Annotated in this window: 23 protein-coding genes and 1 tRNA gene; 7 read left to right on the top strand and 17 right to left on the bottom strand. The window is 73.6% G+C overall.

The window, feature by feature from the left end; genetic code table 11:
• Positions 1-2: 2 nt before the first annotated feature.
• Positions 3-473 (top strand): hypothetical protein, encoded by a 471-nt coding sequence (locus CRP29_RS07310; protein ID WP_097194400.1) that lies wholly within the window; start codon positions 3-5, stop codon positions 471-473.
• On the opposite strand, the gene CRP29_RS07305 is transcribed toward CRP29_RS07310, so the two are convergent.
• The 6 genes from CRP29_RS07305 to sodN form a co-directional block, all read right to left on the bottom strand.
• Complete coding sequence (locus CRP29_RS07305; RefSeq protein ID WP_245852597.1) at positions 474-1256, bottom strand: HAD-IIA family hydrolase; 783 nt, start codon at positions 1254-1256, stop codon at positions 474-476.
• A 48-nt stretch (positions 1257-1304) separates the two neighbouring features.
• On the bottom strand, positions 1305-1547 hold the full coding sequence (locus CRP29_RS23230) for a GNAT family N-acetyltransferase (RefSeq protein ID WP_245852699.1): 243 nt from the start codon (positions 1545-1547) through the stop codon (positions 1305-1307).
• Positions 1548-1781: 234 nt separating this feature from the next.
• On the bottom strand, positions 1782-2579 hold the full coding sequence (gene pssA, locus CRP29_RS07295; RefSeq protein ID WP_097194399.1) for a CDP-diacylglycerol--serine O-phosphatidyltransferase: 798 nt from the start codon (positions 2577-2579) through the stop codon (positions 1782-1784).
• An 8-nt stretch (positions 2580-2587) separates the two neighbouring features.
• On the bottom strand, positions 2588-3253 hold the full coding sequence (locus tag CRP29_RS07290) for a phosphatidylserine decarboxylase (protein ID WP_097194857.1): 666 nt from the start codon (positions 3251-3253) through the stop codon (positions 2588-2590).
• Between the two features lie 31 nt (positions 3254-3284).
• A complete protein-coding gene (locus CRP29_RS07285; RefSeq protein ID WP_097194398.1) occupies positions 3285-4550 on the bottom strand; it encodes a PP2C family protein-serine/threonine phosphatase in 1266 nt (421 codons plus the stop codon).
• 146 nt (positions 4551-4696) lie between these two features.
• Entirely contained in the window at positions 4697-5098 is a 402-nt protein-coding gene (gene sodN / locus CRP29_RS07280) for a superoxide dismutase, Ni (protein ID WP_097194397.1), read from the bottom strand.
• A gap of 49 nt (positions 5099-5147) precedes the next feature.
• Here sodN and sodX point away from each other — a divergent pair, with 49 nt between their 5' ends.
• Entirely contained in the window at positions 5148-5519 is a 372-nt protein-coding gene (gene sodX, locus CRP29_RS07275) for a nickel-type superoxide dismutase maturation protease (protein WP_245852595.1), read from the top strand.
• 1 nt (position 5520) lies between these two features.
• Here the strand turns inward: sodX and CRP29_RS07270 are convergent, their stop codons facing one another.
• The gene (locus CRP29_RS07270; RefSeq protein WP_097194395.1) at positions 5521-6123 is read right to left on the bottom strand and encodes a dTDP-4-dehydrorhamnose 3,5-epimerase family protein; all 603 of its coding nucleotides are present in this window, start codon (positions 6121-6123) and stop codon (positions 5521-5523) included.
• Between the two features lie 54 nt (positions 6124-6177).
• Here CRP29_RS07270 and CRP29_RS07265 point away from each other — a divergent pair, with 54 nt between their 5' ends.
• The gene (locus CRP29_RS07265; RefSeq protein WP_097194394.1) at positions 6178-7371 is read left to right on the top strand and encodes an NAD(P)-dependent malic enzyme; all 1194 of its coding nucleotides are present in this window, start codon (positions 6178-6180) and stop codon (positions 7369-7371) included.
• Positions 7372-7383: 12 nt separating this feature from the next.
• Here the strand turns inward: CRP29_RS07265 and CRP29_RS07260 are convergent, their stop codons facing one another.
• From CRP29_RS07260 to CRP29_RS07235, 6 genes are all read right to left on the bottom strand, one after another.
• A complete protein-coding gene (locus CRP29_RS07260; protein ID WP_097194393.1) occupies positions 7384-8097 on the bottom strand; it encodes a metal-dependent hydrolase in 714 nt (237 codons plus the stop codon).
• 62 nt (positions 8098-8159) lie between these two features.
• Entirely contained in the window at positions 8160-8348 is a 189-nt protein-coding gene (locus CRP29_RS07255; RefSeq protein WP_097194392.1) for a DUF6104 family protein, read from the bottom strand.
• A 6-nt stretch (positions 8349-8354) separates the two neighbouring features.
• Positions 8355-12065 (bottom strand): multifunctional oxoglutarate decarboxylase/oxoglutarate dehydrogenase thiamine pyrophosphate-binding subunit/dihydrolipoyllysine-residue succinyltransferase subunit, encoded by a 3711-nt coding sequence (locus tag CRP29_RS07250; protein WP_245852593.1) that lies wholly within the window; start codon positions 12063-12065, stop codon positions 8355-8357.
• 179 nt (positions 12066-12244) lie between these two features.
• On the bottom strand, positions 12245-13000 hold the full coding sequence (locus CRP29_RS07245) for an ABC transporter permease (RefSeq protein WP_097194390.1): 756 nt from the start codon (positions 12998-13000) through the stop codon (positions 12245-12247).
• Entirely contained in the window at positions 12997-13926 is a 930-nt protein-coding gene (locus CRP29_RS07240) for an ATP-binding cassette domain-containing protein (RefSeq protein WP_245852591.1), read from the bottom strand. Before CRP29_RS07240 ends, CRP29_RS07245 begins: the two co-directional genes overlap by 4 nt.
• 108 nt (positions 13927-14034) lie before the next feature.
• On the bottom strand, positions 14035-15261 hold the full coding sequence (locus tag CRP29_RS07235; protein WP_097194388.1) for an MFS transporter: 1227 nt from the start codon (positions 15259-15261) through the stop codon (positions 14035-14037).
• A gap of 79 nt (positions 15262-15340) precedes the next feature.
• On the opposite strand from CRP29_RS07235, the gene CRP29_RS07230 reads away from it, so the two are divergent.
• Genes CRP29_RS07230 through CRP29_RS07215 form a run of 4 tightly spaced genes read left to right on the top strand, consistent with a single transcriptional unit; the run spans position 15341 to position 19351 of the window.
• Complete coding sequence (locus tag CRP29_RS07230; RefSeq protein WP_097194856.1) at positions 15341-15805, top strand: universal stress protein; 465 nt, start codon at positions 15341-15343, stop codon at positions 15803-15805.
• A gap of 13 nt (positions 15806-15818) precedes the next feature.
• Positions 15819-16892, top strand: a complete 1074-nt coding sequence (locus CRP29_RS07225; protein WP_097194387.1) for an adenylate/guanylate cyclase domain-containing protein — start codon at positions 15819-15821, stop codon at positions 16890-16892.
• Between the two features lie 31 nt (positions 16893-16923).
• Positions 16924-18561: an ABC-F family ATP-binding cassette domain-containing protein gene (locus CRP29_RS07220; protein ID WP_097194386.1), complete on the top strand. Its 1638-nt coding sequence runs from the start codon at positions 16924-16926 to the stop codon at positions 18559-18561.
• A 19-nt stretch (positions 18562-18580) separates the two neighbouring features.
• Positions 18581-19351, top strand: a complete 771-nt coding sequence (locus CRP29_RS07215) for an SDR family NAD(P)-dependent oxidoreductase (RefSeq protein WP_217991490.1) — start codon at positions 18581-18583, stop codon at positions 19349-19351.
• 12 nt (positions 19352-19363) lie between these two features.
• On the opposite strand, the gene CRP29_RS07210 is transcribed toward CRP29_RS07215, so the two are convergent.
• The 4 genes from CRP29_RS07210 to CRP29_RS07195 form a co-directional block, all read right to left on the bottom strand.
• Positions 19364-20260: an alpha/beta fold hydrolase gene (locus CRP29_RS07210; RefSeq protein ID WP_097194385.1), complete on the bottom strand. Its 897-nt coding sequence runs from the start codon at positions 20258-20260 to the stop codon at positions 19364-19366.
• A 67-nt stretch (positions 20261-20327) separates the two neighbouring features.
• Positions 20328-20399 (bottom strand) — tRNA-Arg (locus CRP29_RS07205).
• A 56-nt stretch (positions 20400-20455) separates the two neighbouring features.
• Positions 20456-21112 carry a DUF305 domain-containing protein gene (locus CRP29_RS07200; protein ID WP_097194384.1) on the bottom strand — a complete coding sequence of 219 codons (657 nt, stop codon included), beginning with the start codon at positions 21110-21112 and terminating at the stop codon, positions 20456-20458.
• A gap of 4 nt (positions 21113-21116) precedes the next feature.
• On the bottom strand, positions 21117-21929 hold the full coding sequence (locus CRP29_RS07195; protein ID WP_097194383.1) for a thioredoxin-like domain-containing protein: 813 nt from the start codon (positions 21927-21929) through the stop codon (positions 21117-21119).
• Between the last annotated feature and the right edge of the window lie 81 nt (positions 21930-22010).

Raw genomic sequence — 22010 nt, 5'->3', positions numbered from 1 at the left:
GCGTGACCGAGCAGACGCCGCAGCCGCGCCGGCTGGCCGACCGACTCTTCGGCGCGGTCACGCCCGCGCCCGCGGCCCGGCCGCAGGCACCCCGCCCGGTCGCGCCCCGATCCGTGCGGCAGGCGGCCGCGCTGGTCGCCGTCGAGGCCGCCGGGTTCGTCGTCCTGGCGCTCGTGCTGCTGTGGCTCACCGTCACCGGCGACCCGGAGAGCGTGCCCCGTGCGCTGGCCGAGGTCGTGCTCGTCGGGCTCGTCGCGGGCGTCCTCGGCGCCGCGGCGGCCGGGCTGCGCCGGCTGGCGGGCTGGGCGCGCGGCCCGGTGATCGCCCTGCAGGTCTTCTTCGGCGCCTCGGGCATCGTCGCGGCGTTCCAGGCCGGCCGCCCGGACATCGGCGTCCCCGTGCTGGCGCTGGTCGCCGCGGTGCTCTACCTGCTCATGACGCCCGAGGCCCGGCTGGCCTACCTCGACCGCTGATCAGACCAGGTCGATGACGTCGGCGATCGAGTCGAGGATCCGGCCGGGACGGAACGGGAACCGGGCGACGTCGGCGGCCGCGGTGGACCCCGAGAGCACCAGGATCGTGTCCAGCCCGGCCTCGATGCCGGCGACGACGTCGGTGTCCATGCGGTCGCCCACCATGACCGTGGACTCCGAGTGGGCCTCGATCCGGTTCATCGCGCTGCGGAACATCATCGGGTTCGGCTTGCCGACGAAGTAGGGCTCGGCCCCGGTGGCGCGGGTGATCATCGCCGCGACCGACCCGGTGGCCGGCAGCGGGCCCTCCGGCGAGGGTCCGGTCACGTCCGGGTTGGTGGCGATGAAGCGTGCCCCGCGGCCGACGAGGCGGATCGCCCGCGTGATCGCCTCGAACGAGTACGTGCGCGTCTCGCCGAGGACGACGTAGTCGGGATCGGTGTCGGTCATGACGTAGCCGACCTCGTGCAGGGCGGTGGTCAGGCCGGCCTCACCGATGACGTAGGCGGACCCGCCGGGGAGCTGGGTGTGCAGGAAGTCCGCGGTGGCCAGCGCGGAGGTCCAGAGCGACTCCTCCGGGACGTGCAGCCCGGTGCGGGCCAGGCGGGCGGCGAGGTCGCGCGGGGTGAAGATCGAGTTGTTGGTCAGGACGAGGAAGCGGCGGCCGCGGTCGACGAGCCGTTCCAGGAACTCGGCCGCGCCGGGCAGCGCCTTCTCCTCGTGGACCAGGACGCCGTCCATGTCGGTCAGCCAGCACTCCGCGGGCACGCGCTCGGTGGTCACGCCGGCAACGCTATGCCGGGGGGAGCCGCCCGGCCCGCGGAGCGGCACCTACCGCGGGCGGGCGAAGGTCGCCAGGGCGTCGTCGGTCAGCCGGAAGACCGTCCAGTCGTCCATCGGGGTGGCGCCGGCCGCCCGGTAGAACTCGATCGACGGGGTGTTCCAGTCCAGCACCGACCACTCCAGGCGCGAGTAGCCGCGCTGCACGCAGACCGCGGCCAGGGTGCGGAGCAGCTCGCGGCCGAACCCCCGTCCCCGGTGCCCGGGCTGCACGTAGAGGTCCTCGAGGTAGATGCCGTGGGTGCCCCGCCAGGTGGAGAAGTTGAGGAACCACAGCGCGACGCCGACGACCCCGGCCGTCGTCGTCCTCGGCGACGTGGCCGAAGAGCGCGGGCGCCTCGCCGAACAGGCAGGCGGTGAGCTGCTCCTCGGTGAGGCGCACCTCGGACAGGGCGCGCTCGTAGTCGGCGAGCTCGCGCACCAGCCCCACCGCCGCGGGGACGTCGTCGGGACGGATCGGCCGCACGCTCATGACAGCGCCTCCTTCAGGGCGGCCGGCACGAGCCGGGCCAGCGGGGACAGCGCCGGCACGAGGACCGGCGCGAAGAGGTAGCCGTAGGCCAGGACGATCCCGGTGACGACGGGGGTCCACGCGAAGGCGACGACGAGCAGCACCGCGACCGCGATCGGGCCGTAGGGCCGGCCGCTGCGCGGGCTGACCAGGGAACGGAAGGACCGGTACCGGACGTTGCTGACCATCAGCAGCGCCGGCACGGCCATGACCAGCAGCACCCAGAGCCGGTCCCGGCCCTGCATCTGGTCCCCGAACGCGAACACCGACGCCAGCACGACCCCTGCCGCGCCGGGGCTGGGCATGCCGATGAAGTACCGCTTGTCGGCGGTCGGGTCGATGGTGACGTTGAACCGGGCCAGCCGGATCGCGGCGCACGCCACCCACAGGAAGCAGGCCACCCAGCCCAGCACGTCCCACTCGTCCCGGCCCTCCGAGAACAGCGTGAAGGCCACGAGTGCGGGAGCCAGGCCGAAGGAGACCAGGTCGGCCAGCGAGTCGAACTGCAGGCCGAACGGGGTGACGGCGCCGACCTTCCGGGCCACCGCGCCGTCCAGGATGTCGAAGAGCACCGACAGGCCGATGAGGACGGCGGCCAGCCCGTGCTCGCCGCGGATCGAGACGAGGATCGCCCCGAAGCCGCAGCCCATGTTGGCCAGGGTGAACAGGCTGGGGAGGGTCGCCAGCGCGCGTCGGCGGGATCCCTTGACCGAGCCCCGGACGAACTCGACGGTGGCGGTGCGCCGCGTCGGCACCGGTGGCCTCAGCGGGAGGCGGGCCAGCGCGCGATGACGGTCTCGCCGCCCCGCACGCGCTGGCCCTTCGTCACGGTGAGCTCGCACTCGGGGGGAACGAAGACGTCCATCCGCGAGCCGAACTTCATCAGGCCCATGCGCTCGCCGGTGGCCAGCTGCCGGCCGACCCCGGTGCGGGTCACGATCCGGCGGGCCAGGACGCCGACGATCTGCCGGAAGACCACGGTGCGCTCGCCGTCGCGCAGCCAGAGCTCGCTGCGCTCGTTGCGGTGCGCCGACTCGCGCCGGTAGGCGGCCAGGAAGCTGCCCGGGCGGTAGGAGCTCTCGACGACCTCGCCGCGGTAGGGCGACCGGTTGACGTGCACGTCGACGACGGAGAGGAAGACGCTGACCTGCTGCCAGGCTCCCTCCGGGGCCACGCCCTCCTGCGGCTCGCCGGCGACCATCACGACGCCGTCGGCGGGGGAGAGCACCTCGTCCGGCCCGGCGGGCTCGTGGTCGCACCGCCGGTCGGGGTCGCGGAAGAACAGCGCCATGTAGGCGGACAGCCCCAGCAGCGGCCAGGCGGCCGCACGGAGGCCCCGTCGTCCGGTGCGGCGTCCCAGGGCCGCGAGAGCGGCGGCGGGGATCAGCGGTCCGGTGAGGAAAGGCCACCCGGCCCGGTCGATGCGCATCGTGGCTGAACGGTACCGGCCGCGCACCGGGTCAGTCCGTGCGCGCTGCGGATCCGGGCGCCGAGGCCCGCGCGGGGTCGGCGCCGTACTCGGTGCGGCGCTCGCGGGGCGGCCCGCCGTACCAGTCGAGGCAGACCATCGTGGCGTCGTCGCGCAGGTCGTTTCCCGTGGCCCGGAGCACAGCCGCCCCGAGGTCCTGCACCACCTCGCGGGGATGGAGGGCGGCGCTGTGGGCCAGCGCGGCCGCCACGTCGAAGGCCGCGGCGTTGCGCTCCAGCATGCCGTCGGTCAGGAAGACGATCCGGTCCCCGGGCTCGAGCGGGAACGGCTGCACCTCGAAGGTCTTGCCCGGGAGGACACCGAACGGCGCCTCGACCCGGAGGTCGACCTCCTCGACCGCCCCGTCGCGCAGCCGCAGCGGGAGGGTGTGCCCGGCGTTGACGACCAGCGCGGTGCCCGTGCGGAGGTCGATGTCCATCAGCTGACCGGTCACGAACCGGCCCGGCGGGGAGTTCTCGGCCAGCGCGTCGTTGGCGTAGGCGGCCTGGGCGCCGATGTCCAGCCCCCGCCGGCGGCCGTTGCGCAGGCTGCCCACCAGCAGGGTGGCCAGCAGCGCGGCCTCCACCTGGTGGCCGACGGCGTCGGTGATCGAGATCTGCAGCCGGTTGCGCTCGAGCGTGTAGTCGAACGTGTCGCCGCCGACGGCGCTGGCCGGCTCCAGCCAGCCGGCGAGGGTGAACTGGCCGGCCTCGCAGGTGTAGGAGGCCGGCAGCAGGCGGCGCTGGATCTCCGCTGCGAGGGCGAAGGGCGCCGAGCGCTGCCCCCACTCGAAGACGTCGGTGTACCGGCGGGCGGCGATGACCACGTACGCGAGGGCGTGGCCGGCGCCGCAGATGTCGACGACCTCCGCCTCCGACGGGATCTTCGGCAGCTCCATCTCCAGCAGGCCGATGGCGTCCCCGCGGTCGGTGACCGGGACGATCATGCGGGCGCCGTCGTCCACCACCTCGACGTCGGCGCGCTGCGTGCGCAGCACCTGCTCGTACCGGGTGCCTTCCAGCGGGAGCGTCTCGGCCTGCTCGACGCCGTGGCTGCGGGCTCCGGAGACCGGGTCGGCGGAGGTGAGGCGGACCACGGCCCGGCCGGTGAAGTCGGTGATGAGCAGGGCGACCGTGCGGGCGCCCACCATGGCGCCGAGCTCGGCCGCGACCACCTCGACGGCCTCGATCGGGGGCGCCGCCTCCACCTTCTGCAGCAGTGCGCCGACGTCGATCACCATGTCCTCCGACCCGCGCATGGGCAGACCCTAGGCGCACGCGCGATTGCGCCGAGGGGCGGAGGACAGACGACTGCCGGGCCACCCGCGAGGGCGGCCCGGCAGCGGTGTCTTCGCGGCGAGCTTACGGCGTAAGCGGCGCGAGCGTCAGGTGGAGGTGGACCGCGTCAGGCAGCCTTGGTCTCCCAGAAGATCTTGTCGATCTCGGCGATGTAGTCGAGCAGCTTCTGGCCCTCGGCCGGGTCCATGCTGCCCTTGCCGCCCGCGGCGCCGGCCTGCTTGGTCGCCTTGTTGAACAGGTCGTGCAGGTGCGGGTACTTCTCGAAGTGCGGGGCCTTGAAGTAGTCGGTCCACAGCACCCACAGGTGGTGCTTGACGAGCTCGGCGCGCTGCTCCTTGATGAGCACGCAGCGCATCTTGAAGACCTCGTCGTCGCTGCCCTGGAACTTCTCCTGGATGGCCTTGACGGACTCCGCCTCGATGCGGGCCTGGGCCGGGTCGTAGACGCCGCAGGGGAGGTCGCAGTGCGCGGTGGCCTCCACGGCGGAGAACATGCGGAACAGGCGCATGGAATTGCCTCCGGTGTCGTGGGTCGGTTCGTCTGCGACCCTACTCCGGGTGACGACGGGCGACAGCGGGGACGACCTGGGGGTTCAGGCCCTGGACGCGGTGTGGACACGGATCCGGGTGCGCGGACCGTCCATGTCGCCGACCCTGCGCGACGGCGATCAGGTGCTGGCCCGGTGGGTGCGGGATCCGGCGCGGGTCCGGTCGGGGGACGTCGTCGTCGCCCGGTTCCCCGCCCGGCCGGGGCTGCTGGTCGTGAAGCGGGTGCACCACGCCGTCGAGGGCGGCCACTGGGTGCAGGGCGACAACCCGTTCGTCACCGACGACAGCCGGGCGTTCGGCCCCGCGGTGGTCGTGGGCCGCGTGGTGGCCCGGCTGTGGCCGCGACCGGGCCGGCTGCCGCCGGCGCCCCCGGGCGGGTGAGTCAGGCGCCGCGCAGCGCGGCGTAGCGGGCGGTGCTCTCGGCGTAGGTGGGCAGCAGGCCCTGCGCCTGCGCCTCCGCGAGCGTGGGTGCCGCGCGGTCCTTCGCGGACAGCTCGAACTCGAGGTCGGCCGGCCAGGGCAGGCCCAGCGCCGGGTCCAGCGGATGGATGCCGAACTCCCGCGTGGGGTCGTAGCCGCTGGACACCAGGTAGGTGAGCGAGCTCCCGTCGGCCAGGGAGACGAACGCGTGCCCGAGGCCCTCGGCGAGGTAGACGGCGCGCGGCTGTGCGCTGTCGAGGACCACTGCGTCGTGCACCCCGAACGTGGGCGAACCGACCCGCACGTCGACGACGACGTCGAGCACCCGCCCGGCCGGGCAGTACACGTACTTGGCCTGCCCCGGCGGGACCAGGGCGAAGTGGACGCCGCGCAGCACGCCCCGCGCGGAGACGCTGTGGTTGGCCTGCGCCAGGGTCAGCGGGTGTCCCACTGTCTGGGACAGGACGTCGGCGCGGTACCACTCGGTGAAACTGCCGCGCTCGTCCCCGTGGGGGACCAGGTCGAAGGCGAAGCTGTCGGGCACGGCGAGTTCGCGGGTCTCCACGGAGGGCACGGTAGCGAAGAGAGCTCCTGCGGCCCCCGTTACGCTTCTGCACCCATGAGCGGCAATGGGCGTGGGCACGACGACCGGACCGACCGCTTCGCCGACGACCCGGCGTTCGCGGTGCACGAGGGCGGCAAGCTCTCCGTGGTGCCGACCCGCCGGATCGAGTCGATCGCCGACCTCTCGCTGACCTACACGCCCGGCGTCGCGCGGGTCTCCAGCGCCATCGCCGCCGAGCCGGAGCTCGCCCGCCGCTTCACCTGGGCATCCCGGGTGGTCGCGGTCGTCTCCGACGGCACCGCCGTCCTGGGGCTGGGGAACATCGGCCCCAAGGCCGCCCTGCCGGTCATGGAGGGCAAGGCCTGCCTGTTCGCCGAGTTCGCCGGCCTCGACGCGGTGCCGATCGTGCTGTCGACCACCGACGTGGACGCGATCGTCGAGACCGTCGTCGCGATCGCCCCCTCCTTCGGCGGCATCAACCTCGAGGACATCAGTGCGCCCCGGTGCTTCGAGATCGAGGCGCGGCTCCGCGAGCGGCTGTCCATCCCGGTCATGCACGACGACCAGCACGGGACGGCGATCGTCGTGCTCGCCGCGCTGCGCAACGCGGCGAGGGTGACCGGGCGGACGCCGGGTGACCTGCGGGTGGTCGTCTCCGGTGCGGGGGCCGCGGGCGTGGCCTGCACGAAGATCCTGCTCGAGGCGGGCGTCGGGGAGCTCGTGGTGGCGGACTCCCGCGGCGTGCTGCACGCCGGCCGGAGCGACCTGACCGCGAGCAAGCAGTGGCTGGTCGAGCACACCAACCAGTCCGGTCACGCCGGGACGATGGCCGACGCGCTCGCGGGCGCCGACGTCTACCTGGGGCTCTCCGGTGGCACGGTGCCGGAGTCGGCGATCTCGGACATGGCCGACGACTCGATCGTCTTCTCCCTGGCCAACCCGATCCCGGAGGTGGACCCGACGATGGCCGCCCGGCACGCCGCCGTCGTCGCCACCGGGCGCAGCGACCTGCCGAACCAGATCAACAACGTGCTCGCGTTCCCCGGTGTCTTCCGCGGGGCCATCGACGCCGGGGCCACCAGCATCACCGAGGAGATGAAGCTGGCCGCCGCCGGCGCGATCGCCGACGTCGTCGGGGACGACCTGCGGCCGGACTACATCGTGCCGAGCCCCCTGGACCGCCGGGTGGCGACCGCCGTCGCCGAGGCCGTTGCCGCCTGCGCCCGGGAGCAGCACGTCACGGTCTGACGCGGCCGGCGCTCAGCCGGCGCTGACGAACCGGTCGACGATCGGGTCGAAGGTGTCCCGGATGTCGGTGTTGATCCAGATGAACGCCACCGTGGCCGCCAGGAACAGCGGCACGAGCACGACCTTCTCGAACACGGTGCCGGTGCGCATCGGCGAGAACGCGATCCGGGTGCGCCGGAGCAGCCAGAGCACCGGGAAGGGGACCCCGGCCGTGGTGAGGGCGTCGCCGGCGATGTGGGTGAGCACCCCGAGGGCCACCGCCCAGGGCAGCCAGGTAGGTGCGGGGCTGTGCTCCAGCAGCCACCAGGCGCCCGCCCAGGACAGGACGATGTTGCCCACGATCGTCGTCTCGGTGGTGCCTGGGATGACGAAGTGCAGCGCGCGCAGGGCCAGGCCGATGGCCAGCGCCATGAGCAGCAGGCTCGACCAGTAGGCGTCCGCCGCCAGGATCGCCAGCCCGCCGAGGGCCAGCGGCGCCAGCACGGCGTCGTGCGTGCCCCAGCGGTGCCCGCCGGTGACGTTGCCGACGAGCCCGGAGGGGACGTCGGTGACCGGGCCCCACATGTCCGAGACGGTCGACCCGCGGTGGTCGAGGTCGGGGAGCATCGCGAAGCCGCCCGCCGCGGCGATCCAGGACATCTGCGCGACGGTGCCGTGGACCGGAGCCCACGGCAGCGTCGCGGCACCCGCCGCCAGGCCGGAGAGCGCGTGGGAGTGACCGAGCATCCACCCAGCGTGCTTCGCCGAACGCGACCTGTGACGGAGGCGCGCCCGGCGGCGGTGCTACCTCAGTCGTCCTCGGCGTCGGGGTCCGCGCCGCCGCGGGCCAGCCAGGTGGCCAGCCGCTCGACGGGCACCTCGAAGTCGGGGTGCTGGTCGACGAACGCCTGGAGCTGGTCGGCCAGCCAGGCGAGGGTGACCTCCTCCTCGCCCCGCCGCTGTGCCAGCTCCTCGAGCCCCCGGTCGGTGAAGTACACGGTCGGCTACTTCGCGAGGGCCTCGGCGACCAGCTGACGCTGCTCGACGTCGTGCACCTTCGCCGAGCCGACCGCCGGGCTGGCCGACGCGCGCCGGCTGACCCGCCGGAACGTCCGGCCCGAGGGCAGGTGCTCGGGGAGGTTCACGGCCATGAACTGCCAGGCGCCCATGTTGGCCGGCTCCTCCTGCACCCACACCACGTCCTCGGCGTTCGGGTACTGCTCGAGCGCCTCGGCGATCTGCCCGGCAGGCAGCGGGTAGAGCTGCTCGACCCGGACGACGGCCACGTCCGCGGAGCCCTCGGACTCCCGCTGGGCCATCAGGTCGTAGGCGACCTTGCCGCTGCACAGCAGCACCCGGCGCACGGCCGAGCCGTCCAGCGCCTTGCCGCCCACGCCCGGGTCGGGCAGGACGGGCCGGAAGCCCTGGTCGGTGAAGTCGGAGACCGGGCTGACCGCCACCTTGGCCCGCAGCAGCGACTTCGGGGTGAACACCACCAGCGGCCGGTGCACGTCCGAGAGCGCCTGACGGCGGAGCAGGTGGAAGTAGTTGCCGGGCGTCGTGCAGTTGGCGACGGTCATGTTGTTCTCCGCCGACAGCTGCAGGAACCGCTCGATGCGACCGCTGGAGTGGTCCGGGCCCTGGCCCTCCAGGCCGTGCGGCAGGAGCATGACGACGCCGGAGCGCTGGCCCCACTTCGCCTCGCCGGAGCTGATGAACTCGTCGATCACCATCTGGGCGCCGTCGACGAAGTCGCCGAACTGCGCCTCCCACAGCACCAGGGCCTTCGGGTCGGCCACCGAGTAGCCGTACTCGAAGCCGAGTGCGGCGTACTCGCTCAGGAGCGAGTCGTAGACGAAGAACTTGGCCTGGTCGTCGGAGAGGTTGGCCAGCGGCGTGTACTCCGCGGCGGTCTCCCGGTCGATGAGGACCGAGTGCCGCTGCACGAACGTGCCGCGGCGCGAGTCCTGCCCGGCCAGCCGGACGGGCACGCCCTGCATGAGCAGCGACCCGAAGGCCAGCAGCTCGCCCATCGCCCAGTCGACGCCGCCCTCGGTCACCATCGCCGCCCGCCGCTCGAGCATCTTCTTGAGCTTGGGGTGCGGGGTGAAGTCCGGCGGGAAGGATACGTGGGCGTCGCCGATCGCCTTGAGCACCTCGGGGGTGATCGCGGTGGGGAGCTGCGACTCGTGCGCGGTGCGCGGGTCCATGACCGGCTCGGGGCCGGAGGAGTCCTTCGAGTCGTGCGTCTCGGCGAAGGCCCGCTCGAGCTGTCCGCGGTAGTCCTTGAGGGCCTCCTCGGCCTCCTCGAGCGTGATGTCGCCCCGGCCGACCAGCGCCTCGGTGTAGAGCTTCCGGACGGAGCGCTTGCGATCGATGATGTCGTACATCAGCGGCTGGGTCATCGAGGGGTCGTCGCCCTCGTTGTGCCCGCGGCGGCGGTAGCAGACCAGGTCGATGACGACGTCCTTCTTGAACGTCTGGCGGTAGTCCACGGCCAGCCGGGCCACCCGCACGCAGGCCTCGGGGTCGTCGCCGTTCACGTGGAAGACCGGAGCGCCGATCATCCGCGCGACGTCGGTCGAGTAGAGGCTCGACCGGGCCGACGCCGGACTGGTGGTGAAGCCGACCTGGTTGTTGACGACGACGTGCACGGTGCCGCCGGTGCGGTAGCCGCGCAACTGGGAGAGGTTCAGCGTCTCCTGGACCACGCCCTGGCCCGCGAACGCAGAGTCACCGTGCAGCAGGACCGGCAGCACGGTGAAGCCGTGGTCGCCCTTGTCGATCATGTCCTGCTTGGCGCGCACGACGCCCTCGAGCACGGGGTTGACCGTCTCCAGGTGGCTGGGGTTGCTGGCCAGCGAGACGGAGATCTCGGCGCCGTCCTTGAACGGGTTCTTGAAGGTGCCCTCGGCGCCGAGGTGGTACTTCACGTCGCCGGAGCCCTGGACCGTGCCGGGGTCGATGTTGCCCTCGAACTCGCCGAAGATCTTGGCGTAGCTCTTGCCGAGGACGTTGGCCAGCACGTTGAGCCGGCCGCGGTGCGGCATGCCGATCGCGACCTCGTCCAGGCCGTGGTCGGTGCCGGCGATCAGGACCTCGTCGAGGACCGGGATCAGCGACTCACCGCCCTCGAGGCTGAAGCGCTTCTGGCCGACGTACTTGGTCTGCAGGAAGGTCTCGAACGCCTCGGCGGCGTTGAGCCGGCCGAGCACGTGCTTCTGCTTCTCGCGGTCGGGCTGCTCGTGCGCGACCTCGACCCGCTCCTGGAGCCACTCGCGCTCCTCGGGGTCGGTGATGTGCATGTACTCCACGCCGACCGTGCGGCAGTAGGAGTTGCGCAGCACGCCGAGGATGTCCCGCAGCGCCATCATCCGCTCGCCGGCGAACCCGCCGACCGGGAACTTGCGGTCGAGGTCCCACAGGGTCAGGCCGTGCTCGCGGATGTCGAGGTCGGGGTGGGTGCGGACCTTGAACTCGAGCGGGTCGGTGTCGGCCATGAGGTGGCCGTTGCGCCGGTAGGACTCGATGACCTCGATGACCCGGGCTTCCTTGTCGATCTGCCCCTCGGTGCTCACCCGCGCGTCCGGCATCCAGCGCACCGGCTCGTAGGGGATCCGCAGCGAGCGGAAGACGTCGTCGTAGAAGCCGTCCTCGCCCAGGAGCAGCGCATGCAGTCGACGCAGGAAGTCGCCGGACTCCGCGCCCTGGATGACGCGGTGGTCGTAGGTCGAGGTGAGCGTGATGATCTTGGAAATGCCGAGCTCGGTGAGCGCCTCGGGGCTCATCCCCTGGAACTCGGCCGGGTACTCCATCGCACCGACGCCGAGGATCGCGCCCTGGCCCGCGGTCAGCCGCGGCACCGAGTGGTTGGTGCCGAGGGTGCCGGGGTTGGTCAGGCTGATCGTGGTGCCGGAGAAGTCCTCCATCGTCAGCTTGTTGGCGCGCGCCCGGCGGATGATGTCCTCGTAGGCGGCCCAGAAGCCGGCGAAGTCCATCTCCTCGGCGGCCTTGATCGAGGCGACGACCAGCGACCGCGAGCCGTCGGGCTTCGGCAGGTCGATGGCCAGGCCGAAGTTGACGTGCTCGGGCTGGACGTGGACCGGCTTGCCGTCGACCTCGGCGAACGCGCTGTTCATGTTCGGGAAGTCGTCCAGCGCCCGGACCAGCGCGTAGCCGATGAGGTGCGTGAAGGAGATCTTGCCGCCGCGCGCCCGCTTGAGGTGGTTGTTGATGACGATGCGGTTGTCGGCCAGGAGCTTGGCCGGCACCGCGCGCACGCTCGTGGCCGTCGGCACGGTCAGCGAGGCGTTCATGTTCTTCACGACCGCCGCGGCAGCGCCGCGCAGCGGCGACTGCTTCGCGCCCGTCGCCGGTGCGGGGGTGGACGGCTTCGCCGGCTTCGGGGCGGGGGCGGCCGGCTGCTGCTGGTCGGCCCGGTCCGCGGCGCGCGCGACGACGGTCCCCTCGGACTTCGGCTCCGGCCGGGACGGCGTGGGGGCGGCGGGAGGAGCCGCCTGCGGTGCCTTCGCGGCCGGTGCGGGCGCAGCCGCGGCGGGCGCCGGGGCGCTCTCGCGGACGCCGCCGTCGACCGGGCTGCCCGGCCGGTAGTCGGCGAAGAACTCGTGCCAGGCCTGGTCCACGCTCGACGGGTCGGACTGGTACTGCTGGTACATCTCCTCGACCAGCCACTCGTTGGTACCGAAGCCCGTCACCGGGGACTGGGCGGAGGGCCGGGTTGAGTTCTCGCTTGACACGGGGTCGAGTGCCTTCTTCGTCTCTGGGCTGCGTCTTCGGGGCATGAACGGCTGAACGGGCAGTCTACGCCCGTGCGGGTGAGGCGACCGGGTGTGACGGCGGCCGCGTCGGGCGCCCGCCGGAGCCGCCGGGCGGGTCAGACGATGTCGCGCCGGACCGCCAGGAGGGTGCCGAGCAGCGCCGCCAGGAGTCCGTAGCCGATCAGGAGCAGGCCGCCCTGCCAGGCGCCCAGGAGGTCGGGCCCGTCGAACGTCGCGGTCATGGCCTCCAGGCCGCCGCCCGGCAGCCACTTGTAGGCGCCGGAGGTGGCCGGGATGGACCGGATGACGCCCTCCACGACGAACAGGTAGACCAGGGCGGCCACGATGGCGCCGACCTGGTTGCGCATCAGGGCGCCCAGACCCACTCCGATCACGGCGTAGATCACCAGCGCGAGCCCGGAGGTGGTCATCACCTCGAGGTTGTCCCCGGTCAGCGAGGGAGCAGCGCCGCGCGCACCGGCGTACACCGCGACGACGAGGTAGTTGACCGCGACCACGACGACGGCGAAGGGCACCGCGGCGAGCGCGTAGGCGATCAGCTTGGCGACGATGACCGAGCCGCGGCGGGGGGTGGTGAGGAAGGTCGGCGTCGCCGTGCGGTGCCGGTACTCCTGCGTCGCCCCGATGATCCCGAGGATCAGCGTGAGGATGGTGGCGCCCGAGGCCTGGGCGAGGGCCGTCTGCTCGAACTCCGCCGTGCCGACGGGAGCGATCCCGCTGTCGGCGTTGCCGGCGAAGGCGGTCATCAGCACCGCGAACCCGGCGGTGAGCAGGACGCCTGCCGCCAACATGCCGATCCAGACGCGGGTGGTGAACAGCTTGGTCCACTCGGCGCGGACGAGCCGGGTCATCGGGAAGCCCCTTCGGGGTCGGTGGTGCCGGGGGAGGGGGCGGCGAACTGGCCCTGCCCCGCGGTGAGCTGGAAGTAGATCTCCTCGAGGCCGCTGGTGTGCGAGCGCAGCTCGTGCAGCTCCACCCCCGCGGCGAAGGCGCGTGCGCCGATCTCGTCGGTGGTCCGGCCGGTGACGGTCAGCGCCGCGCCGTCGAGGGTGAGCGGCACGCCGTCGGCCCGCAGCAGCTCGGCCAGCCGGGCCACCTCCGGGCTCCGGACCAGGACGGTGCCGGCGCCGTCGGCGCCGGCGCGCAGGTCGGCCATCGACCCCTCGCGCACCAGCCGTCCGGCGCCCACGATGACGACGCGGTCGACGGTCTGCTCGACCTCGGAGAGCAGATGGCTGGACACCAGGACCGTGCGTCCCTGGTCGTGCGCGAGGTGGCGCAGGAAGCCGCGCAGCCACTGGATGCCCTCGGGGTCCAGGCCGTTGGCCGGCTCGTCGAGCACGAGCACGCCCGGATCACCGAGCAGGGCGGTGGCCAGCGCCAGCCGCTGCCGCATGCCGAGGGAGTAGCTGCCGGCGCGGCGGCCGCCGGCGTCGGCGAGGCCGACCTGGAGCAGCACCTCGTCGGCGCGCTCCACCGGCAGCCCGGCGGCGCGGCAGTACACCCGCAGGTGGTTGCGGCCGGAGCGGGCCGGGTGGAAAGCGGTCTCCAGCACCGCGCCCACGGTGCGGATCGGGTCCGGCAGCGCCGCGTAGGGGACGCCGTCGAAGGTGGCCGTCCCCGAGTCGGGGGTGATGAGCCCGAGCACCATGCGCAGGGTGGTGGTCTTGCCGGCGCCGTTGGGGCCGAGGAAGCCGGTCACGGACCCCGGTTCGACCGTGAACCCCAGATCGGTCACGGCGCGGACGGCGCCGAACGACTTGGTCAGTCCGCGCACGTCGACCCGTACGGGGCCGGTGGCGACGGGTGATCCGGTGCTGATGGCGTACTCCTCGTCGTCGGGGAAGGCACCCCATCCAATCGCACCGGACGCCTGCGACCAGGACTATCCCGGCCCGGTGGCGTGCCGCCGAGGTGCGTCGACCGCCGGGCGGGGCAGCGACCGGGCGAGCAGCGCCGTGCCCAGCCCCGCCACGACGACGGCCAGCAGCGCGACGCGCAGGCTCGTCGCGTCGGCGACGACGCCGATGAGCGGCGGGACGACGAGGGAGCCGATGCGCAGCAGCACGTTCACCAGCGCGAGGCCCAGACCCGGCCGCAGCCCGGGCAGCTCGTCGGCCGCCGAGTACGCCGCCGGCACGAGCGTGGCCACGCCCAGCCCGGCCAGCGCGAAGCCGGCCAGCGTGGCGGGCACCGACGGCAGCGCCAGCGCCGCACCGAGCCCGACGGCCGACAGGAGCCCTCCGGCCTGCACGACCCGGCGCCGGCCGAAGCGGTCGACGGCGCGGTCGCCGGTGAACCGGCCGAGGGTCATGGCCAGCGAGAGGGCGACGAAGCCGAGCCCCGCCACGGCCGGTGCGGCGTCCAGCTCGACGCGCAGGTAGAGGGCGCTCCAGGAGCTGCCCGCGTCCTCCACGACGACGGCGCAGGCCGCCAGGGCGCCGAGCGCCGCGAGGCCGACGCCGGCCCGCGCTCGCGCGCGGGGACGCCGTGTCGCGCCGGGGGAGGGGGTCGCCCCCGGGCCGTCGTCGGAGCCGGGGAGCAGCAGGCGGGCACCGAGCAGCGCGGGGGCGCCGAACAGCACGGCCACCACCCCGAGGTGGAGGGACAGCGGGACGCCGAGGCCGGCAGCGGCCGCCCCGACCAGCCCGCCGGCGAGCGAGCCGACGCTCCAGGTGCCGTGGAAGGCGTTGATGATCGAGCGGCCGTAGCGCCGCTGGACGCGCAAGCCCTGCGCGTTCTGGGCGACGTCGACGGCGGCGTCCACCGCGCCGGCCACCAGCAGGGCGCCGGCGAGCACGCCCCACTGCGGAGCTGCCGCCGCCGTCCAGATCGCCGCCGCCAGGACCGGAAGCCCGACGCCGGCCACGCGCGCCGAACCGAGGCGGGAGATCAGCGGCGCGACGGTCAGCCCGGCGAGCAGCGCGCCCAGCGGCTGGGCGGCGAGCGCGGTACCGAGCGCCGTGTTGCTGAGACCGAGCTCCGCCTTGAGCTCCGGGAGGCGGGGGACCAGGTTCGCGTAGAGGACGGCGTTGACGAAGAAGCAGGCACCGACCGCTGTCCGGGCGCGCCGCAGCCGCGCGTCGGGCCCGTCGGTGCTCGTCGCGGGCACGCGGCGTCGTCCCCTCCCGCTCGAGTGCAGTCCCCGGTTCCGGGTGACCCCCGGCACACGGTCACATAGAGTGCGCGCCGTGAGCGAGAGCGCCTACCGCACGGTCGTCGTCGGCACGGACGGTTCCGAGTCGTCCCTGCGAGCTGTGGCACGGGCGGGTGCCATCGCCGGTGCCACCGGGGCGACCCTGGTGATCGCCTGCGCCTACCTGCCGACCGAGGCCGACGACCGCGAGCTCTCCCGCGCGCAGGACGTGCTGCGGGACGAGGCCTACCAGGTCGTCGGCTCGCACCCGGCCGAGGACACCGTGCGCACCGCCGCCGAACGGGCCGGGGCGGCCGGGGCGAAGGACGTGCGCACCGTCGCGGTCCAGGGCTCGCCGGTGGAGGCGCTGCTCGACGTCGTCCGCCGCGAGGACGCCGACCTGCTCGTCGTCGGCAACCGCGGCCTGAACGGGATCAAGGGCCGGCTGCTCGGCTCGGTGCCGGCCGACGCCACCCGCCGCTCGACGTGCGACGTGCTCGTCGTCCACACCACCGGCTGAGCCAGGGCTGGTCATGGACGAGCCCGGCCCGCCCCCCGGCACCGACGCCCGGGACGCGCTGGAGCGGCTGCTGCTCGACGGTCCGCGCCGGTACACCCGGCTGCAGGTCGCCGCGATGTCCGGGATCGCGCCGGAGCGGACGCAGCGGCTCTGGCGGGCGCTGGGCTTCCCGGACGCAGCCGACGACGACCCCGCCTTCACCGACGCCGACGTCGAGGCGCTGGCGGTGCTCACCACCCTGATCGACTCCGGCTTCGTCGACCCCGCGACGGAGGCCTCGATCGCGCGGGCGATGGGGCAGTCGCTGTCCCGGCTGGCCGACTGGCAGACCGACATGCTCGCCGACTCCCTGGCCCGCAGCGCCGGTCCCGGCGGGCGGGCGGTCTCCCCGGACGACGCCGTCGAGGCCGCCCGGGCGCTGCTGCCCAAGCTCCGCCAGGTGCAGGACTACGTGTGGCGCCGGCACCTGGCGGCCAACGCCGGACGGCTGGCCACCGCCGTGGGCCAGGGCGACCGCCGGGAGCTGACCGTGGGCTTCGCCGATCTCGTCGGCTACACCTCGCGCAGCCGGGGGATGGGCGGGCGGGAGCTCGGGGCGATGGTCGAGGACTTCGAGAGCATCGCCGCGGAGGTCATCGCCCGCCACCACGGCCGGGTGGTGAAGACCGTCGGCGACGGCGTGCTGTTCACCGCGGCCTCCCCGGCGGACGCCGCCGGGATCGGCCTGGCGCTGCCGGACGCGTGGACCGCGCCCGAGCGCCCCCTGCTCCGGGTCGGCGCCGCCTACGGAGCGGTGCTCACCCGGCTCGGCGACATCTACTCGCCGGTGGTGAACCTCGCCAGCCGGCTCACCTCGATCGCGCGGCCCGGCACCTTCCTCGTCGACCGGGAGCTCGCCCAGCGGATCCGCGACCTGCCCGAGTACCGGGTGCGCCCGTTGCGGCGGGTGTCGGTGCGCGGGTACGACCACCTGCAGCCCTGGCTGGTCCGCCGGCGGCGGGCGGACGATTCCCCCGACGACTTCGCCCCCGACGACTTCGCCCCCGACGAGAGCGGCTACGACGAGGACTCCTTCGACCTGGAGTGACCCCGCGCGAGCGGATGGCACCCTGGGCGGCGTGAGTGCCACCCTCGTCGCGCGCGGCCTGGCCGCCGGTCACGGCGCCCGCGTCCTGTTCGCCGACCTCGATCTCGTCGTCGCCCCCGGTGACGTCGTGGGCCTGGTCGGGGTCAACGGCGCCGGCAAGTCCACGCTGCTGCGCACGCTGGCCGGCGAGCTGCCCGCCGAGTCCGGCAGCATCGTCGTCAGCCCGCCGGCCGCGACGCTGGGCTACCTGCCGCAGGAGCACGAGCGGCACCCCGGGGAGAGCGTGCTCGGCGCGCTGGCCCGGCGCACCGGGGTCGCCGTCGCCCAGGCCGCCCTCGACGACGCGACCGAGCGCCTGACCGCCGGGGAGGACGGCGCCGACGACGCCTACGGCGAGGCGCTGGAGCGCTGGCTCGCCCTCGGCGGCGCCGACCTGGAGGAGCGCGCGGCCGAGGTGGTCGCCGAGGTCGCGCCCGGTGTCGCTCTCGACGCCCCGATGACCGGTCTCTCGGGCGGGCAGGCGGCACGCGTGGGCCTGGCCTCGCTGCTGCTCTCGCGGTACGACCTGCTGCTGCTCGACGAGCCCACCAACGACCTCGACCTCGGCGGCCTGGACCAGCTGGAGCGCTTCGTGGCCGGCTCGCGGGCCGGGATCGTCGTGGTCAGCCACGACCGCGAGTTCCTCTCCCGCACCGTCACCCCGGTCGTGGAGCTGGACCTCGCCCAGCAGGTCGTCCGGGTCGTCGACGGCGGCTACGAGGCGTACCTGGCCGAGCGCGAGGTCGCCCGCCGGCACGCGCGCGAGGAGTACGAGGAGTTCGCCGACACCAAGGCCGGTCTGGAGTCCCGGGCCCGGATGCAGAAGAACTGGATGGCCAAGGGCGTCCGCGACTCGATCAAGAAGTCGAAGGACGGCGACAAGCACATCAAGGCCGCCAACCGGGCGTCGTCGGAGAAGCAGGCGGCCAAGGCGAAGCAGACCCTGCGGATGATCGAGCGGCTCGACGTCGTCGAGGAGCCCCGCAAGGAGTGGGAGCTGCGGATGGAGATCGCCGCCGCTCCCCGTGCCGGCGCGGTGGTCGCGACGCTGAGCGGCGCCGTCGTCCGCCGCGGCGGCTTCACCCTGGGCCCGCTGGACCTGCAGGTGGACTGGGGCGACCGGGTGGCGATCACCGGGGCCAACGGCTCCGGGAAGTCCACCCTGCTGGCCGCCCTGCTGGGCCGGGTGCCGCTCGACGAGGGGACGGCGTCGCTGGGCCCCTCGGTGCGGATCGGGGAGATCGACCAGGCCCGCGGGCTGTTCTTCGGCGCCCAGCAACTGCTCGACGCCTTCGGGGCCGAGGTGCCCGACTGGCCGACGGCGGAGGTGCGCACGCTGCTGGCCAAGTTCGGGCTGACCGCCGAGCACGTGCTGCGCCCCGCCGAGACGCTGTCGCCGGGGGAGCGGACGCGGGCGGCGCTGGCCCTGCTGCAGGCCCGCGGCGTCAACGTGCTGGTGCTCGACGAGCCGACCAACCACCTCGACCTGCCCGCGATCGAGCAGCTGGAGCGGGCGATGGCCGAGTACCAGGGCACCCTGCTGCTGGTCACCCACGACCGCCGCATGCTCGACGCGGTGCACACCACCCGGCGCCTCGAGGTGACCGCCGGGCAGGTCGCCGAGGCCTGAGCTGGGTTAGGTTCGCCCGGTGACCGACCGGACGATCCTGGACATGTTCCGCCTCGACGGCCGCGTCGCCGTCGTCACGGGGGCCTCCTCGGGCCTGGGGGCGGTGTTCGCGCGGGCGCTGGCCGAGGCCGGTGCCGACGTCGTCCTCGGTGCGCGCCGGGTCGACCGGCTGGCCGAGACTTCTCAGGCCGTGGAGGCCACGGGACGGCGCGCGCTCGCCGTCCGCACCGACGTCTCCGTGCCGGAGGACTGCACGGCCCTCGTCGAGGCCGCCATGGCCGAGTTCGGGCGGGTCGACATCCTGGTCAACAACGCCGGGATCGGGACCGCGTTCCCGGCGACCCGCGAGACCCCCGAGCAGTTCCGCTCGGTGATCGACGTCAACCTCAACGGCTGCTACTGGATGGCCCAGGCCTGCGGGCGGGTGATGCAGCCGGGCAGCTCGATCGTCAACATCTCCAGCATGCTCGGCCTGACCACGGCCGGGCTGCCGCAGGCCGCCTACGCCGCGAGCAAGGCGGGCCTGATCGGCCTGACCCGAGACCTCGCCCAGCAGTGGACCGGACGCAAGGGCATCCGGGTGAACGCGCTGGCCCCGGGCTTCTTCGTCTCGGAGATGACCGAGCAGTACCCCGACGAGTACATCGACTCGCAGATGCACCGCATCCTCGTGGGCCGCAAGGGCCACCCCGAGGAGCTCGCCGCCGCGCTGATCTTCCTGGTCAGCGACGCCGGCGGCTACGTCACCGGCACGACCATCCCGGTCGAGGGCGGGATGCTCACCAGCTGAGCCCTCGTGCGGTCAGACCCGCCCCTCGACGCGGCTGATCAGGGCGGTGATCCGGTCGGTGATCTCCGGCCACAGCGGGCGCGGCAGGTCGTGGCCCATGCCGTCGATGACCACCAGCTCGGCGCCCGGGACCGCGGCCGCGGTGGCCCGGCCGCCCGAGACGTTCACCAGGGCGTCGTCCGAGCCGTGGATCACCAGGGTGGGGACGGCCACCCGGCCGAGGTCGGCGGTCCGGTCGGGACTGGTGACGATGGCGGCCATCTGGCGCGCCACCCCGGCCGGGTCGTGCCCCCGGTCGTAGGCGAGGCCGGCCCGGGCGCGAACCGCCTCCTCGTCGAGCGGGAAACCGGGGGAGCCGATGACCCGTGAGGTCTCGAGCTGGCGCTGGATCGCTCCCTCCCGGTCCTGTGCCGGCGGTGCGTACAGGACGCCCTGGGCCGCCTCGGACGCGCCGCCCACCGACCGGTCCCCGGTGGTGGACATGATCGAGGTGAGGCTGCGGACCCGCTCCGGGTACGTGATGGCGACCCGCTGGGCGATCATGCCGCCCATGGAGACCCCGACCAGGTGCGCCGAGTCCAGACCGAGGGCCTCGATCAGCCCGGCGGCATCGGCCGCCATGTCGGCCAGCTCGTAGTGGACGCTCGACCGGTCCCCGCGGCGGACGTCGCCGAGGCGGGGGATGCCGGCGGAGTGCAGGTGGGTGGACAGGCCGACGTCCCGGTTGTCGAACCGGATGGCGAACAGGCCGCGCGCGGCCAGGCCGGCGCAGAGCTCCTCGGCGTAGCTGATCATCTGCGAGCCCAGCCCGCTCACCAGCAGCAGCGGGGTGTCCGCCGGGTCGCCGAAGGTCTCGTAGGCCAGCTCGATGTCGCCGACGGTGGCCTTCTCGATGCCGTTGCTCTCCATGCCGCGGAACCTAGTGCAGCGGGAGGAGATGTCCGTCACTGCCCCGCGGTGGAAGTGGAAGAGAGAGTGCCCCCGGCAGGATTCGAACCTGCGCCCCTGCCTCCGGAGGGCAGTGCTCTATCCCCTGAGCTACGGGGGCTCGTCTCGTTCGGTGGAGAACCTATCAGCCGCGGACGAGCGGACGGGCGGAGGGCCTCAGGGCGCCGGGAGGGGAGTGCCACCGCGGGCGGTGAGCATCGCGGCCATCGTCCGCGTCTCCGCCGACTGCGCCCCGGCGATCGCCTGGGCCAGGCTGCGCACGGCCGGCAGGCCGGCGTGCTCGTCGGCGTACTCGGCCATCTCGAACCCGCCCTGGTGGTGCCGGATCATCAGCCGGAGGAACTCGACGTCGAACGCGGTGCCGGTCAGCCCGCGCAGGTTCGCCAGCTCCGCCGAGGTCGCCATGCCCGGCATCAGGCCGCCGTCGGCCATGTCGTGGCCGTGTGCGCCGGTGTCGCCGGACGACATCCACGCCATCGTGTCCCCGCCGCTCTGCGGCACGCCCCAGAGGGCGAGCCAGCCCTGCATGCGGCCGGCCTGGTTGGTCTGCGTGGCGGAGATGTCGAAGGCGATCTGGCGGACCTCGGGATCCGTGCTGCGCTCGGCCACCATGTTCGCCATCTCCACCCCCTGCAGGTGGTGCGCGCCCATGTCGCGGGCGAAGCCGGCGTCGACCGAGTCGGCCGACGGCGTGTCCGGGCCGCCGCCGATGCCGAGCGCCACCGCCAGGCCGCCGCCGAGCAGGAGCAGCCCCACGCCGATGACGGCGAGCAGGGCGGTGCGCAGCGCGCGGCCTCCGGAAGGGCCCGTCATGTGCTCAGCCCTGGTCCTCGGTCGGCATGTCGCTCGGGCCGATCGGGGTGCTGACCTCGCCCTCGACGAGCGGCGCGGCGGCGAACGCCGGGTTCTCGCAGGAGGCGCCGGGCTCGGGGAAGGCGAGCGCGTTGCGGTCGTCACCGTCGCCGTAGGGGGAGCGCTGGTAGGTCATGAAGTCCGCGAACTGCTCGATCCGCTCGTCGGAGGCGCTGTCCACGGTCAGCGAGTGGTTCCAGGCCTGCAGGCTGATCGGGGTCCCGAGACCGGCGTACGGCGACAGCATCCGGCCGGACTCGCCGTCCACCAGGTCGGCCAGCGTGTCGACGTCGGCGTCGGACAGCGCCTCCGGGTCGTAGGTGATCCAGACCGCGCCGTGCTCCAAGCTGTGCACCGCGTTCTCGTGCCGGATGTCGACGTCGTAGACGGTGCCCGTGCAGTCGGCCCAGTTGCCGTCGTGCGGGCCGCCCACCGGAGGCGTCTCGGTGTAGTCCACCTCGGTGGTGACGTGGTCCTGGCCGGGGGAGTACTCGGCCGCCTCGACGCCGGAGATCTCCTCGATCGAGGCCAGCTTGTCCGCGTTCGCCTCGTTGACCTGCACCACGGCGTAGGTGATGACGGCCGCCGCGAAGACGACCACCGCCACGGCCCCGGCGATCAGGGCCCACGGGCGCTTGTGCGCGTTGGCCACCACCTGTGTCGGCGGGCGCGTCCGGCCGCTCTTGCCGGTGGGACGGGCGCGGTGGGGGTTGCCGCCTCCGGACCGGGTGGCGCCGCCGCTGGGGCGGGCGTCGTCGGGCTTTCGGTCCTTGGCCAAGGCCACTCCTCTGGTGCGGGTGCACGGTGCGGCCGCGAGTCTAGGTCGCGAACCTGGGCGTTCCCTGCATCCGGCGGGCAG

The organism is Blastococcus aggregatus, from assembly GCF_900221005.1.
Lineage (GTDB): Bacteria > Actinomycetota > Actinomycetes > Mycobacteriales > Geodermatophilaceae > Blastococcus > Blastococcus aggregatus.
Note: the sequence above shows the minus strand (reverse complement) of the source record. Positions and strands in the feature narration are given on the sequence as shown.